This window comes from Geodermatophilus sp. SYSU D00691 (genome assembly GCF_054050275.1).
In genome coordinates this window covers 14,897-32,327 of record NZ_JBJGYZ010000026.1, presented here as the reverse complement: position 1 = coordinate 32,327, position 17,431 = coordinate 14,897, and the positions used below count along the sequence as shown (strand labels likewise).

At 74.9% G+C, this 17,431-nt stretch carries 15 protein-coding genes and 1 tRNA gene; 10 read left to right on the top strand and 6 right to left on the bottom strand.

From position 1 onward, the window contains the following. The first annotated feature begins 91 nt into the window (after positions 1–91). Together ACI797_RS18245 and ACI797_RS18240 are read left to right on the top strand one after the other, a co-directional pair. On the top strand, positions 92–1,426 hold the full coding sequence (locus tag ACI797_RS18245; protein ID WP_456860162.1) for an FAD-binding oxidoreductase: 1,335 nt from the start codon (positions 92–94) through the stop codon (positions 1,424–1,426). Positions 1,427–1,541: 115 nt separating this feature from the next. Further along, positions 1,542–3,092, top strand: coding sequence for an amidase (locus tag ACI797_RS18240; RefSeq protein ID WP_456860161.1), 1,551 nt, complete (start codon positions 1,542–1,544; stop codon positions 3,090–3,092). 62 nt (positions 3,093–3,154) lie between these two features. On the opposite strand, the gene ACI797_RS18235 is transcribed toward ACI797_RS18240, so the two are convergent. Both ACI797_RS18235 and ACI797_RS18230 read right to left on the bottom strand, forming a co-directional pair. Beyond that, positions 3,155–5,209 (bottom strand): acyl-CoA dehydrogenase family protein, encoded by a 2,055-nt coding sequence (locus ACI797_RS18235; RefSeq protein WP_456860160.1) that lies wholly within the window; start codon positions 5,207–5,209, stop codon positions 3,155–3,157. Next, positions 5,206–5,883 (bottom strand): TetR family transcriptional regulator, encoded by a 678-nt coding sequence (locus ACI797_RS18230; protein WP_456860159.1) that lies wholly within the window; start codon positions 5,881–5,883, stop codon positions 5,206–5,208. Before ACI797_RS18230 ends, ACI797_RS18235 begins: the two co-directional genes overlap by 4 nt. A 60-nt stretch (positions 5,884–5,943) precedes the next feature. Here ACI797_RS18230 and ACI797_RS18225 point away from each other — a divergent pair, with 60 nt between their 5' ends. Genes ACI797_RS18225 through ACI797_RS18215 form a run of 3 tightly spaced genes read left to right on the top strand, consistent with a single transcriptional unit; the run spans position 5,944 to position 9,483 of the window. Further along, positions 5,944–7,230 carry an acetyl-CoA C-acetyltransferase gene (locus tag ACI797_RS18225; RefSeq protein ID WP_456860158.1) on the top strand — a complete coding sequence of 429 codons (1,287 nt, stop codon included), beginning with the start codon at positions 5,944–5,946 and terminating at the stop codon, positions 7,228–7,230. A 43-nt stretch (positions 7,231–7,273) separates the two neighbouring features. After that, positions 7,274–8,623: a 3-oxoacyl-ACP reductase gene (locus ACI797_RS18220; RefSeq protein WP_456860157.1), complete on the top strand. Its 1,350-nt coding sequence runs from the start codon at positions 7,274–7,276 to the stop codon at positions 8,621–8,623. Continuing rightward, complete coding sequence (locus ACI797_RS18215) at positions 8,623–9,483, top strand: MaoC family dehydratase (RefSeq protein ID WP_456860208.1); 861 nt, start codon at positions 8,623–8,625, stop codon at positions 9,481–9,483. The genes ACI797_RS18220 and ACI797_RS18215 overlap by 1 nt, the downstream gene beginning before the upstream one ends. An 81-nt stretch (positions 9,484–9,564) precedes the next feature. Here ACI797_RS18215 and ACI797_RS18210 read toward each other — a convergent pair whose 3' ends face one another. Next, on the bottom strand, positions 9,565–11,934 hold the full coding sequence (locus ACI797_RS18210) for a DcrB-related protein (protein WP_456860156.1): 2,370 nt from the start codon (positions 11,932–11,934) through the stop codon (positions 9,565–9,567). A 38-nt stretch (positions 11,935–11,972) separates the two neighbouring features. On the opposite strand from ACI797_RS18210, the gene ACI797_RS18205 reads away from it, so the two are divergent. Both ACI797_RS18205 and ACI797_RS18200 read left to right on the top strand, forming a co-directional pair. Continuing rightward, a complete protein-coding gene (locus ACI797_RS18205) occupies positions 11,973–12,386 on the top strand; it encodes a TIGR03668 family PPOX class F420-dependent oxidoreductase (RefSeq protein ID WP_456860155.1) in 414 nt (137 codons plus the stop codon). A 16-nt stretch (positions 12,387–12,402) separates the two neighbouring features. Beyond that, complete coding sequence (locus tag ACI797_RS18200) at positions 12,403–13,263, top strand: LLM class flavin-dependent oxidoreductase (protein WP_456860154.1); 861 nt, start codon at positions 12,403–12,405, stop codon at positions 13,261–13,263. 10 nt (positions 13,264–13,273) lie between these two features. On the opposite strand, the gene ACI797_RS18195 is transcribed toward ACI797_RS18200, so the two are convergent. Continuing rightward, entirely contained in the window at positions 13,274–13,816 is a 543-nt protein-coding gene (locus ACI797_RS18195; RefSeq protein WP_456860153.1) for a TetR/AcrR family transcriptional regulator, read from the bottom strand. Between the two features lie 55 nt (positions 13,817–13,871). Between ACI797_RS18195 and ACI797_RS18190 the strand changes: the two genes are divergently transcribed. Then, on the top strand, positions 13,872–14,426 hold the full coding sequence (locus ACI797_RS18190) for a DUF2231 domain-containing protein (protein ID WP_456860152.1): 555 nt from the start codon (positions 13,872–13,874) through the stop codon (positions 14,424–14,426). 6 nt (positions 14,427–14,432) lie between these two features. Here the strand turns inward: ACI797_RS18190 and ACI797_RS18185 are convergent, their stop codons facing one another. Then, positions 14,433–15,626, bottom strand: coding sequence for a cation:proton antiporter (locus ACI797_RS18185; protein WP_456860151.1), 1,194 nt, complete (start codon positions 15,624–15,626; stop codon positions 14,433–14,435). Positions 15,627–15,697: 71 nt separating this feature from the next. Between ACI797_RS18185 and ACI797_RS18180 the strand changes: the two genes are divergently transcribed. Continuing rightward, the gene (locus tag ACI797_RS18180) at positions 15,698–16,453 is read left to right on the top strand and encodes a hypothetical protein (protein WP_456860150.1); all 756 of its coding nucleotides are present in this window, start codon (positions 15,698–15,700) and stop codon (positions 16,451–16,453) included. A 129-nt stretch (positions 16,454–16,582) separates the two neighbouring features. Continuing rightward, positions 16,583–16,669, top strand: a tRNA-Ser gene (locus tag ACI797_RS18175). A 79-nt stretch (positions 16,670–16,748) separates the two neighbouring features. On the opposite strand, the gene ACI797_RS18170 is transcribed toward ACI797_RS18175, so the two are convergent. Further along, the gene (locus tag ACI797_RS18170) at positions 16,749–17,399 is read right to left on the bottom strand and encodes a TetR/AcrR family transcriptional regulator (protein WP_456860149.1); all 651 of its coding nucleotides are present in this window, start codon (positions 17,397–17,399) and stop codon (positions 16,749–16,751) included. Between the last annotated feature and the right edge of the window lie 32 nt (positions 17,400–17,431).

The following is a 17,431-nucleotide window of genomic DNA, read 5'->3' as shown; positions in this document are numbered from 1 at the left end:
ACTCCGGTGGTCGCGAGGCCGGTGCCGGTCGGCCCTGGTGCCCCGCCCCGGCCGCGAGCAGCGTGCGCGCCGGTCGAGCGAGGAGGCAACCATGGACCTGATCCGCCCCGGGGACGCCGTCTACGACGACGCCCGCCGGGTCTTCAACGCCGGCATCGACCGGCGCCCCGCCGTGATCGCGCGGTGCGCGACCGCAGCCGACGTCGCCGAGGCGCTGCGGACGGCGCGCGACGGCGGGTTGGACGTCGCCGTCCGAGCGGGCGGTCACTCGGTGGCCGGCTTCAGCGTCAACGAAGGGGGCCTGGTGGTCGACGTCCGGCCGATGACCGACGTCCGGGTGGACCGGGACGCGCGCACGGTCACGGTGGGCGCCGGGACGACCTGGGGCCGGTTCGACGAGGCGACCCAGCAGGTGGGGCTGGCGACCACCGGCGGGCGGGTGTCGACGACCGGAGTGGCTGGGCTGACGCTGGGCGGCGGGTCGGGGTGGCTCGAGCGCCGCTTCGGCCTGACCTGCGACAGCCTGCTGTCGGTGGACCTGGTCACGGCCGACGGCGAGCGGGTGACGGCCAGCGCGAGCGAGGAGCCGGAGCTGTTCTGGGCGCTGCACGGCGGCGGCGGCAACTTCGGCGTCGCGACGTCCTTCACCTTCCGGCTGCACCCGGTCGGGCCGGAGGTCCTGGCGGGGCTGCTGATCTGGCCGGGGACGGTCGGCCGCGACGTCGCCCTCGCCTACCGCGACCTCGCCCCCAGGACGCCTGACGAGCTGGGGTCGGCGCTGGTGTTCCTCACCGGCCCGCCGGAGCCGTTCGTCCCGGAGCACCTGCAGGGCGCCACCGTCGCCGCCGTCGCCGTCCTCTGGTCGGGGGACCCGGCCGACGGCCCGGAGGCGGTCCGCCCGCTGCGCGAACTGCGCCCCGAGGTCGACCTGGTCGGCCCCATGCCGTACGCCGCGTTCAACTCCATGCTCGACGACCCGCCCGGGTTCCACCAGTACTGGAGCGGCGACTACCACGACGCGATGCCCGACGAGGCGATGGACGTGTTCGTGAAGTACGGCGCCGACCGGCCGTCGCCGCTCAGCCAGCAGCTGCTGGCGCCGTGGGGCGGTGCCGTGGCGCGGCTGCCGGAGGACGCCACCCCGCTGGCCCGGCGGGACGCCGCCTGGATCACGCACCCGTTCGCCACCTGGTCGGACCCGGCCGACACCGAGGTCAACGTGGCGTGGGCGCGCAACTTCCGGCGCGACATCGCCCGGTACGCCAACGGCGGGGTCTACCTCAACTTCATCGGCGCGGAGGGTCAGGACCGGATCCGGGCGGCCTACGGACCGGAGAACTACGCCCGGCTGGCGGCGGTCAAGCGGCGGTTCGACCCGGAGAACGTCTTCCGCGGCAACCAGAACATCGAGCCGGCCCCGGCCTGAGCCCCGCCCTGCGTTCCTGGCGCCGAGAGCGGAGGTCCGTCCCGGCCGGGGCGGTGACAGGGGCGCCGGTGCCGCCTTAGTTTGACGGCACCGCCACCCCTCCCCGGAGGTCGCCATGACCGTCCACCGTCCCGGCAAGGACGACGTCGCCGCGCTCGCCCGCTCCTACGGCATGCAGCCCAGCGACGCCGAACTCGACACCTACGCTCTGCTCGTCGCGGGCACCTTCGACTCCTACGAGGCGGTCGAGGAGCTCTACGCGGCGATCGCGCCGCCGGAGCGCACCGACCGCCCGAGCTCCCGGCCGGACGAGGCGGAGAACCCGCTCGGCGCCTGGTACGTGCGCACCGAGATCCGCGGGGCCGACGCCGGGCCGCTGGCCGGGCGGACCGTCGCGGTCAAGGACAACATCGCGGTCGCGGGCGTCCCGATGATGAACGGCTCGCACACCCTGGAGGGCTTCGTCCCCCGGCGCGACGCCACCGTGGTCAGCCGGCTGCTCGGCGCCGGCGCGACGATCACCGGCAAGGCCGTGTGCGAGGACCTGTGCTTCTCCGGCGGCAGCCACACCTCGTGCAGCGGTCCCGTGCGCAACCCGTGGGACCCGTCCCGCACCACCGGCGGCAGCTCCAGCGGCAGCGCCGCGCTCGTGGCCGCGGGGGAGGTCGACCTCGCGCTCGGCGGCGACCAGGGCGGCTCGATCCGCATGCCGGCGGCGTTCAGCGGCATCGTGGGGCACAAGCCGACCCACGGCCTGGTGCCCTACACGGGCGCGTTCCCGATCGAGCTGACCCTCGACCACCTGGGTCCGATGACGCGCACCGTGGCCGACGCCGCCGCCGTCCTCGACGTCGTCGCCGGGCGCGACGGGCTGGACCCGCGGCAGCCGGCCGGCCTGGTGCCCGAGGAGTACGCCGCGGCGCTCGGCGGCGACGTCGCCGGCCTCCGGGTGGGCGTCCTCGCCCAGGGGTTCGGGTTCGCCGAGCTGTCCGAGCCCGGGGTGGACGACACGGTGCGCGCGGCCGCCGGCCGGCTCGGTGAGCTCGGCATCGAGGTGGTCGACGTCGACCTGCCGTGGCACCGGCACGCGATGCACGTCTGGAACGTGATCGCCACCGACGGCGCCGCGGCCCAGATGATCAACGGCGAGGGCTACGGCCTGAACTGGGAGGGGCTCTACGACCCCGAGCTGGTCGAGCACTACGGCCGGCAGCGCCGCGAGGTCGCCGACCGCTGGTCGCCCACGGTGAACCTGGTCGCGATGGCCGGCCGCTGGTCGGCCGAGCGGATGCACGGCCGCCACTACGCCATGGCGCAGAACCTGGCCATCGAGGTGCGCGAGCGCTACGACCAGGCCCTGTCGCACGTCGACCTGCTGGTGCTGCCCACCGTGCCGATGGTCGCCCCGCCGATCCCCGCGCCCGACGACCCGCTCGAGATCCAGGTGGCGCGGGCGCTGGAGATGATCGTCAACTGCGCGCCGTTCGACGTCAGCGGCCACCCGGCGACCAGCGTCCCGGCCGGGCTGGTCGACGGGCTGCCGGTCGGGATGATGCTGGTCGGCCGGCGGTTCGAGGACGCCACCTGCCTGAGGGTCGCGCACGCCTTCGAGCAGCTGGTCGGCGGCTTCCCCGCGCCGCCCACCCGCGAGCCGGCCCTCGCGTAACCCCCACTCCCGCTTTCGGCGCCGAAAGCAGCACTGCTTTCGGCGCCGAAAGCGGAGGTCGGCTACTGGCCGGGCGGGACCTCGAGGTCGGTGGCCGTGTCACCGGGCGCCCGCGTGGCCTCCGCCTGGGCGCGCACCTCGGCGTCCCGGGCGGCCATCGCCTCCTGCCGGTCGCCCTCCTCCTCGAGGATCCGCGCGGCCTTCCACGCCGCCGGGATCGCGAACGCGTCGACCAGCGTGGTCATGTGCGGCCGCAGGTCCTTGAGCAGCGCGTTCACCGTCGCCGTCAGCGCCTTGGCGCGGGTGGGGGTGAGCCGGCCGTGCTCGAGGAACCAGCCCTTGTCCTGCTCGATCGTCCACAGCGCGTAGAGGTCGCACAGCGAGTCGAGGAGCCGCCTGGCGTCCGGGTCGGTGGTGCGGTCGACGCCGGCCACGAACGCCTCGAGCACGATCCGGTCGATGTGCGTCTGCGCCGTCCGCAGCACGTGGTCCTGGACGTCGTTGAACATGTCGAAGGGCTCCATGCCCTCGGTCGCCGCGTTCCTCCGCAGTCGCTTGATCGCGCCCTCGAGGGTGTGCTTCTCGCGGAACTCGAACATCTTCAGCTGCCAGCCGCGATCGAGCAGGGGGACGTCGTCGTCCCGGCCGGGCACCGCGTCGACCAGCCGCGCGATGAGGTTGCGGGCCGCCGTCCGCTCCAGCACCGTCTCGCGGACCATGTCGGCGACGAAGCCGACCTTGCCCCACCCGTCGAGCGAGCCGAACGCGTCGCGGTAGCCGGTGAGCAGGCCCTTGGCCACCAGCTGCAGCAGGACGGTGTTGTCGCCCTCGAACGTCGTGAAGACGTCGGTGTCGGCCTTGAGGGCGGGCAGCCGGTTCTCGGCGAGGTAACCGGCGCCGCCGCAGGCCTCGCGGCACATCTGGATGGTGCGGGTGGCGTGCCAGGTGTTGGCCGCCTTGAGCCCGGCCGCCCGCGACTCCAGCTCGCGCTGGCCCTGCTCGTCGATCTCCTCGCCCAGGACGTGCGTCCTGTACTGGACGTCGTGCATCGCGCTGACCAGCTCCTCCTGCGCGAAGTGCAGCGCGTAGGAGGTGGCCAGGGCCGGCAGCAGCTTGCGCTGGTGCACGAGGTAGTCGTTGACGACGATCTCGCGGTCCCTGCCGGGGGCGGCGAACTGACGGCGCACGTCGCCGTACCGGACGGCGATGTCGAGCGCCAGCTTCGTCGCCGAGCCGGCCGAGCCGCCGACGCTCACCCGGCCGCGCACCAGCGTGCCGAGCATGGTGAAGAAGCGGCGGGTCTCGTTCTCGATGCTCGAGGTGTAGGTGCCGTCCTCGGCGACCTGCCCGTAGCGGTCGAGCAGCATCTCCCGGGGGACCTTGACGTGGTCGAAGGTCAGCCGGCCGTTGTCGACGCCGAGCAGGCCGGCCTTCGGGCCGTCGTCCCCGATGGTCACGCCCGCGCACGGCGTGCCGTCGGCGTCGCGGATCGGCACCAGCCAGGCGTGCACGCCGTGGTTCTCCCCCCGGGTGATCAGCTGCGCGAAGACGACGGCCATCCGGCCGTCCTTCGCGGCGTTGCCGATGTAGTCCTTGCGCGCCGCCTCGTGCGGGGTGTGCAGGTCGAACGTCTGCGTCGCGGGGTCGTAGGTGCACGTCGTGCGCAGCTGCTGGACGTCGGACCCGTGCCCGGTCTCGGTCATGGCGAAGCAGCCGGGCAGGTCGAAGCTCATGATGTGGGCCAGGTACGCGGTGTGGTGGCGCTCGGTGCCGAGCAGCTGGACGGCGCCGCCGAACAGGCCCCACTGGACCCCGGCCTTGACCATCAGCGACAGGTCGCCGAACGCCAGCATCTCGATGGAGGCCACCGAGCCGCCGGCGTCGTCCTGCCCCCCGTACTCCTTGGGGAAGCCGAGGCCGACGCGACCGCTGCCGGCGAGCTTCTTGGCCAGCCGGGTGATCCGCTCGCGCGCCTCCGGCATGGTCTCGCCGTACACCGGCGCGAACTCGGGGTCGCCCAGGTGCTCGCGGGCGTCGCGGCGCACGTGCCCCCAGCGCCCGTCGAGGACCTCCTGGATCGCCCGGGGGTCCACCGACGCGGGAAGACTGGCAGTCACTTCTCCTCCTGAGGGGTCGAGCCGATGGCCGAGAGCCCCGACCACGCGAGATCCGTAAGATGAGCGGCGAGTTCGCTGCGGGGCATGGGGCGCTCCGCTCGGAGCCACCAGTCGGCCGCCGAGCGGACCAGCCCGACGACGCCGTGGCCCCAGGGCGCGGCGGCCGCCGGGTCGCGGCCGGCCTGCTGCAGCGCGACCGAGACCGCGGCGGCGGCCTGGTCGCCGACCAGGTCGGACAGGGTGTCGATGGGATCGCTGGTCGCCGACCGGTCGAGGTTCGGCGGGTGGACGACGAAGCGGTACAGCTCCGGGTCGGCCTCGAGGAAGCCGAGGTAGGTGTCGATCGCGGCGGCCAGCATCCGCCGCGGCTCGCCGCTGCTCTCGAACGCCTCGCGGAGCTTGGGCAGCAGCTGGGAGGCCACCCGGTTGCAGACGGCGACATGCAGCTCGGCGCGGTCGGCGAAGTGCCGGTAGACGACGGCCTTGCTGGTGCCGGCCTCGGCCGCGATCTCCTCCATGCCCACGCCGGCGCCGTGCTTGCCGACCGCGGCGAGGGTGGCGTCGACCAGCTGGCGCCGGCGTTCGGCCCGGTGTTCGTCCCACCTCGAGTCGCGGCGGTCCCGTGGTTGGGCGATCTTCTCCTGCGACGCAGGTCTCACCGCCTCAAGTTTCATGTGAAAGACGGTACCTGATACCGTTGGTATCGAGCAATTCCATCGACCCCGGAGGTCCCGATGACCCGCAAGGCCGCGATCGTCGGCGGTAACCGCATCCCGTTCGCCCGGTCGAACTCGACGTACGCGCAGGCGTCCAACCAGGACATGCTCACCGCGACGCTCGACGGTCTCGTCGCGCGCTTCGGTCTGCAGGGTGCGCAGGTGGGCGAGGTCGTCGCCGGCGCCGTCCTCAAGCACTCCCGCGACTTCAACCTGACGCGCGAGAGCGTGCTGGGCTCCCGGCTCGCGGCCTCCACCCCCGCCTACGACGTCCAGCAGGCGTGCGGCACCGGCCTCGAGGCCGCGGTGCTCGTCGCCAACAAGATCGCCCTGGGCCAGATCGAGTCGGGCATCGCCGGCGGCGTCGACACCACCTCCGACGCCCCGCTCGCGGTCAACGACGACCTGCGGCGGGTGCTGATCTCGCTGAACAACGCCACGACCGTGCAGCAGCGGCTCAAGGCGCTGGGCGGCATCCGGCCCGGCATGCTCGCCCCGGAGATCCCGCGCAACGCCGAGCCGCGCACCGGCCTGGCCATGGGCGACCACGCCCAGGTCACCGCGCACGAGTGGGAGATCGGCCGCGAGGAGCAGGACGAGCTCACCGTCCGCTCGCACCAGAACCTGGCCGCCGCCTACGACCGCGGCTTCTTCGACGACCTGGTCACCCCGTTCCTGGGCCTGACCCGCGACCAGAACCTGCGGCCGGACTCCTCGCTGGAGAAGCTGGCGAAGCTGAAGCCGGTGTTCGGCAGGGCGCTGCCCGAGGGCGCCGAGGCCACCATGACGGCCGGCAACTCCACCCCGCTGTCCGACGGCGCCTCCGCGGTGCTGCTGGCCTCCGACGAGTGGGCCGCCGAGCGCGGGCTGCCCGTCCTGGCCCACCTGGTCGACGCGCAGACCGCCGCCGTCGACTACGTGCACGGCGGCGAGGGCCTGCTCATGGCGCCGGTATACGCGCTGCCCGTGCTGCTCGCCCGCACCGGCCTGACCCTGCAGGACTTCGACTTCTACGAGATCCACGAGGCGTTCGCGTCGACCGTCCTGGCCACGCTCAAGGCCTGGGAGGACCCGGAGTACTGCAAGGGCAGGCTCGGCCTCGACGCCCCGCTCGGGTCGATCGACCGGTCGAAGCTGAACGTCAACGGCTCGTCGCTGGCCGCCGGGCACCCCTTCGCCGCGACCGGCGGCCGGATCGTCGCCTCGCTGGCCAAGCAGCTGCACGAGGCGGGTCCGGGCAAGCGCGGCCTGATCTCCATCTGCGCCGCCGGCGGCCAGGGCGTCGTCGCGATCCTCGAGTCCTGATCCCGCGCTTCATCGCGACAAAGCACACGTGGAGGACCTGCAAGTGGCTGACTGGTACACGAACTTCGCCAACTCGGGCGTCGGGACGACGATCACCAAGCAGCTGGGCCTGCCCCGGCCGGCCGTGCTGCGCCGCTACGAGCCGGGCCAGCCGCTGCTGCCCGGCCCGGCGGTCGTCGGCTCCGCGGGGGAGGGGTGGCTGCGCGAGACGGTGACCGCCGTCCTCAAGGACGCCGGGGTGACCGTGCTGTCCCCGGTGGCCGCCGACGGGTCGAGCGACGGCGAGGAGCTCGCCGCCGTCGTCCTCGACGCCACCGGGCTCACCGGCCCGGCCGACCTGGCCGCCGCGCACGACTTCCTCGCGCCAGCCGTCAAGCGGCTGCGGCCGAGCGGCCGGGTCGTGGTCCTCGGCGAGCCGGCCTCGGACGCGGGCTCCCCGGCGCAGGCCGCCGCCCGCCAGGCCCTGGACGGGCTGGTGCGGAGCATCGGCAAGGAGCTGCTGAACGGCTCGACGGCGAACCTGGTCCTCGTGCCGGCCGGCGCCGAGGCCTCGGTCGCCGCCCCGCTGACCTTCTTCCTGTCGGGCCGGTCGGCCTACGTCGACGGGCAGCCGGTCACCGTGTCGGTGGCCGACGTCCCCGACCAGGACGACGAGCGGCCGCTCGCGGGCGAGGTCGCGGTCGTCACCGGCGCGGCGCGGGGCATCGGCGCCGCGATCGCGCGGGTGCTGGCCCGCGACGGCGCCCACGTGGTCGCCGTCGACGTCCCGGCGGCGGGGCAGTCGCTGGCCGACGTCGCCAACGAGATCGGCGGGACGGCGTTCCAGCTCGACATCACCGCCCCCGACGCGGCGGCGCGGCTGATCGCGCACCTGCGGGAGCGGCACGGCGGGGTCGACGTCGTGGTCCACAACGCCGGCATCACGCGGGACAAGCTCCTGGTCAACATGGACGCCGCCCGCTGGAACTCGGTGCTGGCGGTCAACCTGCGGGCGCAGCTCGACATCACCCAGGCGCTGCTCGACGAGGACGTGCTCAAGCCCGGCGGCCGGGTGGTGGCCGTCAGCTCGCAGTCGGGCATCGCCGGCAACCGCGGCCAGGCCAACTACGCCGCCAGCAAGGCCGGCGTGATCGGCATGGTCCGCGCCTGGGCGCCGGCCTTCGCCGAGCGCGGGGCGACGATCAACGCCGTCGCGCCGGGCTTCATCGTCACCGAGATGACGGCGAAGATGCCGTTCGGCACCCGCGAGGTCGGGTCGCGGATCAACTCGCTGCAGCAGGGCGGCCTGCCCGTCGACGTCGCCGAGACGATCGCCTGGCTGTCCCAGCCGGCCAGCGCCGGGGTCAACGGCCAGGTCGTGCGGGTGTGCGGCCAGTCGATGCTGGGGGCGTGATGGACGCCCGCACGGTCCTGAGCTCGCCGCCGGCGATGCCGAAGCTGTTCGCGCGCGCCGTGCTCACCGCGCGCGGGCGGGGCGGTGCCCTGCCCGACGCACGGTTGGCCCGCACCGGCGTCCGGGTCGACCCCGGGGAGCTGGCCGCCTACGACCGGGTGTGCGGGTTCCCGCTGTCCGACGTCCTGCCGGCCACCTACCCGTACGTGCTGGCCTTCCCGCTGCAGGTCGCGCTGATGAGCGACCGGTCGTTCCCGCTGGCCCTGCCCGGGCTGGTGCACGTGCGCAACCGGATCGACCTGCTGCGCGCGATCGGCGCCGACGAGGCGCTCGACCTCGAGGTGTGGGCCGAGCGCTTCGCGCGGCACGCCAAGGGGGCGACGGTCGACCTGTGCGCGTCGGCGACGGTGGACGGCGCGGAGGTCTGGCGCGGCCGGTCGACCTACCTGGCCCGCGGCGCCGCGGCGCCGGAGGGCGCGGCGGGGTCGGAGACGACGGTGGCGATCGGCGAGGTCCGTCCCGTCGCCACCTGGCGGGTGCCCGACGACGCCGGCCGCCGCTACGCCAAGGTCTCCGGCGACGTGAACCCGATCCACCTCTCCGGCCTCAGCGCGAAGGCGTTCGGCTTCAAGCGGGCGATCGCGCACGGCATGTGGGTCAAGGCCCGCGTGCTCGGCGCCCTGACCGGCCGCCTGCCCGACGCGTTCACCGTGGACGTCGGCTTCCAGAAGCCGCTGTTCCTGCCCTCGACGGTCACGCTGGCCACGGCCGAGGCCGGCGGGGGCTGGGACGCCGCCGTCCGCAACGCCACCAGCGGCACCGGCCACCTCGTGGCGGCGGTCCGGCCGCTCCAGGCGTGAGGGCACGGGGTCCGGGACCGGCGTGCAGGCGTACGACGACGCCGAAGTCGAGGACGATCGACCGGATGCGAACCGCGGCGGTCAGAAGCTGGCGCCGTCGACGACCTCGTAGGCGGGACCCAGGGCCGCCCGCAGGCGCTCGACGACGAACCGGTAGCTGTCGGTGAAGGCGTCCCGCGGGTCGCGCACGGCCGTGACCCCGGGCGGCAGCTCGAAGCCCGCGTCGAACTGCGCCAGCAGGTCGCGCACGCGGTGCGCCAGCCGCAGCGCGACGGGCAGGTCGAACGGGTCGACGACCGAGCCGAAGCGGGCCTGCGCCGCCGGGTTGCCGGCCACCAGGAACCGGCCGGAACCCCGGTCGAGCACGGTGGTCAGCCGGTAGCGGCGGGCCCGCCAGACCACCGGGGCCCGGGCCTCGTCGTCCCACGCCGCCTCGGGCGAGTCCAGGCCCTGCAGCACCCGGTCGAGGACGCCGGCCAGCCGGGTGGACCCGTCCGTCCCGTGCGCCGCGGCCCAGGCGATCGTCTGCGCCGTCCACCACAGCCGCTCGGCCGGCTCGCCGGGGACCGGGACGGGCGTGCCGGTGACCAGGTGCACGCGCTCGGCCCAGGCGGTGATCCGGCCGTGCACGCGCCCCTCGACGTCGGGCTCCTCCTGCCACGGCCAGGGCCGGCCGGCGCGCGGCGTGACCACCCCGACGAGGCCGGACTGGACGCTGCGGACGTCGTCGTCGAACGGCTCGGGCGCCGGGCGCAGCTGCGCGGCGGCGACGTCGACGGCGGTGACCAGCACCCGGTCGACCGCAGTGAGCAGCGGATCGCGGGCGGACACCACCGGCGGGGGCGGCGGCTGCGGCACCGGCGGCGGCTGCGGCACCGGGAACGGCTCCGGCACCGGCGGCGGCTCGGGCACCGGGGGAGGCTGGGGGACCGGCGGCGGCTCGGGCAGCGGCGGGGGCTCCGGGAGCGGCGGCGGTTCCGGCACCGGCGGGGGCTCCGGCGCCGGCGGCGGCTCGACCGCCTCCGGCTCGCCCAGCTCCAGCCCGCGCAGCACCTCGTCGAACACCTCCGCGAACCGGTCGGCTTGAGTGCTGGGCGAGGTCGCCGTCGCGGTGAAGCCCGTCCCCGAGCGGGCGAGGTAGAGCTGCCGCTGGGTGACGGCGACGCCGTCGGGCGGGGTCCACGAGAACGACCGGAGCAGCGCGTGGCCGGCGGACAGCTCGACCGGCTCGAACGAGTGCTCCCTGAACCCGGGGAACTCCCGGCTCAGCAGGCCGCCCTGCACCTCCGCGTACCGCTCGGTGGTCAGCGTCGGGTCCAGCGGCTCCCGCGACACGATGACGTTCGCCTGGCCGTCGGGCGCCAGCAGAGTGAGCGACTCCTTGACGAACCAGCCGGCCGGGACCGGTGCCCGCAGCAGGCTCTCGGTCCACCGGGTGGGTGGGGACGACGGGCCGGGGCCCTCCGCCGGGCCGTCCGGGAGCTCGGCGGAGACCGTCGTCCGGTCCGCCTCCGCCGGCGGGCCGAACCAGGCCCGGTCGTCGATCCCGTACGCCGGGCCCAGCGTGCGGCCGAGCTCGGCGACGACCGCGGCGTGCTCCGCGCGGAACGCGTCCTGCTCGGCCGGTGTCATCGGGCGGTGCTCGCTGCCGACGTCGGGGTGGTCGAGGTCGTACCGGTCGACCAGCGCCTGCACCCGCCGGGCGAGGGCGAGCGGCACGGGGAGGTCGAAGTGGTCGACCGGGTAGTCCCAGCGGTCCCGCGCCGCGTCGTCGACCGCCCACAGGAGGTGCCCCGAGCCGCCGTCGTAGAGGGCCGTGAGCCGGTAGCGGAGCTCCCGCCGCACGGGCACGAGGGCCCGGTCGGGCTCCCACGCGCCACCGGGCAGGGAGCTCCCGGCGCGGTCGAGCACCCACGCCAGCCCGCCGTCCTCGTCCCCCGTGGCGCGGGCCGCCGCGGCCGCCCGCGCGACCACCGCCGCGGCGCCCCACAGGTGGTCGTGCGCGGTCGGGGGGAGGTGCGGCAGCGGGTCACCGGTCAGCGCCTGGGCCCCGGTCAGCCAGCCGGTCAGCCGCACCTGGAGGCCGGTCCGGGCGTCGTCGGCCGAGCCGCTCCAGGGCAGCTCCGGCGCCGGCTGCAGGATCGCGTCCAGCGCGGCGTCGACCGCGGCCACGTCCGGGTCCCCGCCGTCCGGGCGGTGGTCGGGGCCGATCGAGGCAGCGCCGTCGAGCACGTCCACGGCCGCGACCAGCACGCGGTCCACCGACGCGGCCAGCTCGGGCGGGAGGTGCAGCGGCCGCGGGTCGGAGGGCGGGGGGCTCTCCTCCACCCAGGTCGGCAGGTGCGCCGGCGGTGAGGGCAGCGACGCCGGCCAGCCGGGCGGGGCGGGCACCGGGTACCGCGGCCCGGGCGGCGGTGCACCGGGGGTCGGAGCGGGGCCTGGCCCGGTCATGCGCGGCAAGCTAGCAGCGGAGGCGGTACGACGGGTGGGTGCAGGACACCGAGCTGAGAGAGCGCTTCGCCGCATCCCCGGTCGCGCGGCTGGCGACCGTGCGACCCGACGGCGCACCGCACGTCGTCCCCTGCGTGTTCGCGCTGGTCGGCGACACCGTCTACACCGCCGTCGACGCCAAGCCGAAGCGCACCCGGCGCCTGCAGCGGCTGGCCAACGTCCGGGTCGAGCCGCGCTGCTCGCTGCTCGTCGACGCCTACGACGAGGACTGGTCGCGGCTGTGGTGGGTGCGGGCTGACGGCGTCGCGCGGGTGGTCGACACGCCGGAGCCCGACCACCCCGGAATCAGCGCGCTGGTCGAGCGGTTCCCGCAGTACCGCGGGGCGCCGCCGTCCGGGCCGCTCCTCGTGGTGACCGTCCAGCAGTGGACGGGGTGGTCGTCGACGTCCTGAACAGGAGGAGAACGCGGTGGAGATCGGCATCGGCATCCCGAACAGCGTCCGTGGCACCACGGGCCCGCAACTGCTCGAGTGGGCCCGGCGGGCGGACGCCGCCGGCTTCTCGACCCTCGCCTCGATCGGCGCGGTGTCGTACCCGAGCTACGAGGAGCTCACCGTCTTCGCCGCCGCGGGCGCCGTCACCGAGCGGATCCGCTTCCTCCCCAACGTCCTGCTCGCGCCGACCCGCAGCACCGCGGAGCTCGCCAAGCAGGCGGCCACGGTGCAGGCGATCACCGGCGGCCGGCTCACCCTCGGCCTGGGCGTCGGGTGGCGGCAGTCCGACTACGCGCTCACCGGCCGCGACTTCGCCGGCCGCGGCCGCGTCTTCGACCAGCAGCTGGCCGACCTGCGCCGCGCCTTCGCGCGCGAGCCCCTGCTGGAGGGCACCGCCCCGGTGGTGCCCGACGAGGCCCCGGCGGTGCCGCTGCTGGTGGGCGGGCACACCGACGCGGCGGTCCGCCGCGCCGTGGAGCACGGCATCGGCTGGACGGCGGGCGGGCTGCCGCCCCAGCTGGTCGCCCCCTGGGTGGAGAAGGTCCGCGCCGCCTGGCAGGACGCCGGCCGGGAGGGCTCGCCGCGCATCGTGGCGCTCAACTACTTCGGCCTGGGCGACACCCAGGAGCAGTCGCGGGCCTACCTGCTCGACTACTACGCGCCGATGGGCCGCGAGGCCGCCGAGGGGATCGCCGGCGGCGCGCACCGCTCGCCCGAGGCGATCCGCGACGTCATCACCGGCTTCGCCGAGGCGGGTGTCGACGAGCTCGTGCTCGACCCGACCGTGCCCGACGTCCGCCAGGTCGACCTGCTGGCCGAGGTCGCGCTCGGCTGAGCCGGGGCGGTCAGGGGAGGACCGCCCGCACCACCTGGCGCACGACCGGGCGGGGGTCGGACTCGTCGAGCCGCGCGATGCGGCGCAGCAGCAGCCCCTGCACGCAGGGCACCACGACGGCGGTCGCCGCCCGCGGGTCGGGGGCGCCGAGGCCGGCCAGGGCGACGACGAGGGGCGCCTCCACGGTGGCGCGCCCCCGCGCGAGCTGCTCGCGCAGGTCGGCGTCGTGCCCGGCCTCGACGAACAGCGCGTACCGCGCGGTGGTGAGCGCCCGGTCCGGCCCCGTCGCGCGCTCCACCAGGGCGCAGAGCCCCTCGACCAGGTCGTCGGCGGTCGCCACTTCGAAGGCGTCGCTCGCCTGCTGCAGCTGGACGGCCGCGAGGTGCTCGACGACCCCCGACAGCAGCGCGCGCCGGGTCCGGAAGTGGTTGGAGGTGGACCCCTTCGGCAACCCGGCCCGCGCGTCGACGCGGGCGTGCGTCAGCGCGCGCAGGCCCTCCGCGCCCAGCACGTCGACCGCCGCGTCCAGCACGCGGCTCCGGGTGGTCGCCACTCGGTCACTATAGACGTAGTGACTTCACACTACGCCCGTAGTAGCGTCCGCGGTCGTGAGCGACACCCTGCGCTCTCCCGAGCGCGTCCACACCCCCGCCGACGGCGCGTACGCCCGGCTGCTCCGGCGGCTCGGACGCAGCACCGCCTGGGACGGCGCCATCGCCGCGGTGGCACCGGTCGCCGACCGCCTGATCGCCCGGCCGCCGGTGCGCCGCCTCTTCCACGGCGACGCGACCGGGGTGCCGCTGCACGGCATCCTCACCGACGCGCCGCTCGGCGCCTGGTTCCTCGCCATGTACTTCGACCTGCTCCGCGACGAGGCGTCGCGGATCGCGGCGACCCGGCTCGTGGGCCTCGGCGTCGCCGCCGCGGTGCCGACGGCGGTCGCGGGCTGGGCGGAGTGGGCCGCGGCCGACCGCGCGACCCGGCGGGCCGGCATGACCCACGCGTCGCTGCAGGGGCTCGCCACGCTGGTGTTCGCGGCGTCCTGGGCCGCCCGCCGCCAGGGGCACCACCGGCTCGGCGTCGCGCTCGCCCGCCTGGGGAGCGTGCCGAACCTCGCCGGGAACTTCCTGGGCGGGTCCATGGGCAGCGGGCGCGTCGGCTGACGGTCCTCAGCCCTCCGCGGGAGCCGGGGCCGGGCGCGGCGCGGACCGGTCCGGCCGGTCGATCGCCACGGCCAGCGCGGGCAGCACCAGCACGGTGAGGGCGCCGGCCCCGACCAGGGCGGCGGCGTTCTCACGCAGCATCGTCCCGTTGCGCAGGCCGATCTCGGTGAGCGCCACGAGCACCGGCAGCGCCGTCGTCGTGATCAGCGCCGTCTGCACCCGTTCGCGCAGCGGCAGGACGCCGCGGTAGACGACCAGCGCCGGACCGCCGCGGACGGCGAGCATCAGCCCGAAGAACAGCAGCAGCCGCAGCGGCGCGTCGGCGATCGCCGGCAGGTCGAGGGACATCCCGGAATAGACGAAGAACAGCGGGATGAAGAACCCGTAGCCGACGGCGTCGAGCTTCGACTCCAGCACCGGCGCGGTCGGGCCGGCCCACGAGCGCAGGACCACGCCGGCGAGGAACGCGCCGAGCACCGCGTCGAGGTGGAACTCGTCGGTGAGCGCGATCAGGGCGATGAGCAGCAGGATGGTGCCGCGCAGCGTGATCTGCGCCGTCTCGTTCTGGCCCAGCGCGATGACCGTGGCCAGCCGGGAGCCGTCGCGCACCGCGCGCCGGGCGACGGCCAGGACGACGCCCAGGACGGCGACCGCGCCCAGGGACAGCAGGGCGACGAACCGGCTCTGCGTCCCGAGGAAGATCGCGATGGCCAGCACCGGGAACAGCTCGCCGACGCCGCCGGCGGGCAGCAGGTAGCGGCCGAGCGTGCCGTGCAGCAGACCGCGTTCGCGCAGGATCGGCAGCAGCGTGCCCAGCGCGGTGGTGGTCAGCCCCAGCGCGACCGGCACGAAGGCGCGCACCAGCCCGGCCGCCGCCAGCAGCGCGACCACGCCGAGGGCGAGGGCCAGGGAGACGAACCAGGCCGCGATCGCCCGGCGGCCCGGGTCGCGGGCGAACGACCGCAGGTCGACCTCGTAGCCGGCGAGCAGGAAGACGAAGCCGAGCCCGACATCGGCCAGGACCCGGATCTCGGCCGGTGCGGCCAGGCCGAGCGCGTGCGGGCCGATCAGCACGCCGCCGGCGAGCAGCAGCACGACCTGCGGGATGGGGAGCCGGGGGACCAGTCCGAGCAGGACCGGGGCGAGCAGCGCCACGGCAGCGACCGGCACCAGGGCGTCGATCGCCAGGGCGTCGTCCATGGCCGCCTTCCGGTACTGCCCCCCGCCCGCAGACCTTCCCGCTGACGTCGCCGCAGGACAAGGTGTGCCGGGTGGGTATCGAACCGGAGCTGTTCCCCGTGCTCGCGGGGCGCCGCGCGGTGGTCGCCTGGATGCTCGGCGCTTTCCTGGTGACGTTCCTGGTCACCCGGCTCGTCACGCGGGCGATCCGCACCGGTCGCGGGCCGTTCCGCGACGCCAGCGTCGGCGGCGTGCACGTCCACCACGAGGTCTACGGCATCTTCCTGCTGCTCGGCACGGGCACCGTGGAGCTGACCTACCGGCCCGGCCCGCCGTGGCTGTACGTGCTCGCCGTCCTCTTCGGCGTCGGGGCGGCGCTGACCCTCGACGAGTTCGCGCTGTGGCTGCACCTGGAGGACGTGTACTGGAGCCGCGAGGGCCGCAGCTCGGTCGACGCCGTGCTGGTGGCACTCGTCGTCGGGGGGCTGCTGCTCATCGGGGCCAACCCCTTCGACGCCGACCAGGCGCGCGGGGAGGTGCCGGTCGTCGCGACGGTGCTCGCCAACCTCGCGTTCGCCCTGGTCGCCATCCTCAAGGGCCGGGTCGTGCTCGGCGTCGTCGGCGTCTTCGTCCCCGTGGTCGCGGTCGTGGGGGCGGTGCGGCTGGCCCGCCCGCACTCGCCCTGGGCGCGCCGCCGCTACCCGGAGGGCTCGCGCCGCCGGGAGCGTGCGGAGGCGCGGTTCCCGGCCGGGCGGCGGACCCGCTGGGACGCCCTCGTCGACCTGTTCACCGACGTGCCGCACCGAGCGCACCCGGGCGTGGTGGTGGGTTCTCCGCACGGCCGGTGACTGTTCGCGACGGGTTCAGCCGCCCTCTCCCCGCGAGACCACGGGCGTGCCCGCTACGCGGCACGCTGCTGGCGTGCGCGTCCCGGCCCACCTCGCCGCCGGGGCCACCGGCTAGCCTCGGTCCCCTCAGGAGGGCTCGCCTAGCGGCCGATGGCGGCGGTCTTGAAAACCGCTATGGGGTCACACCCATCGTGGGTTCGAATCCCACGCCCTCCGCTCGTGACCAGTGCCGATCAGCCAGCTTCTCGACTCCGCCTGAAGGCCGACAGACATCGCAGGGGCCGCAGCATGACGGTCACCCGGCAGGCGGCAACAACGCGTCGATCATGAAGTCGGCGACGAACCGCGCGAATTCCGCCGGCGACCACCCGCGGTTGAGGACCAGGAGCTCGTAGAACTCGGGCGAGCTGGAGGTCCACAGCACGTCCGCGGCCCGGGCGACCGTGACGCCGTCGCGCAGGTAGCCGCGTTCGGCGAGGAAGCGGGCATGGTGCTCCATCCGGGTCAGCCGCTCAGCCTCGCTGTCGGCCAGCAGAGACGCCATCTCCGGATCGGTGGCGGCGGCCGCGCGGATGAGCAACCGGATGGGGGTGATGACTGAGGCGACTTCCGTCGTGAGCTCGCCCCACTTCCGCATGATCACCCGGGGATCGGTCTCGCGTTCCCGCATCTGGTCCGAGCGCTCGTAGGCCGCGCCCCGGCCGGCCCCTAGCAGGCCCCGGTCGTAGATCGCCCGGACCAGACCCGACTTGCCTCTGAAGGACTTGTAGACCGTCTCTACCGAGACGCCGGCCTCTGCGGCAATCGCGGCCACGGTCGTGGCCGCATAGCCGGCCTCCAGCAACAGCCGTTCCGCCGTGTCTATGAGCAGCTCCCGGGTCCGGCGAGCTTGCTCCTTGCGCCCGCTGGAGTCGTACCGTCGCCGGGTCTTGACGCCCCCCGTCATCGGGTCCATCCTCCTGTATTCATTACAGTAAA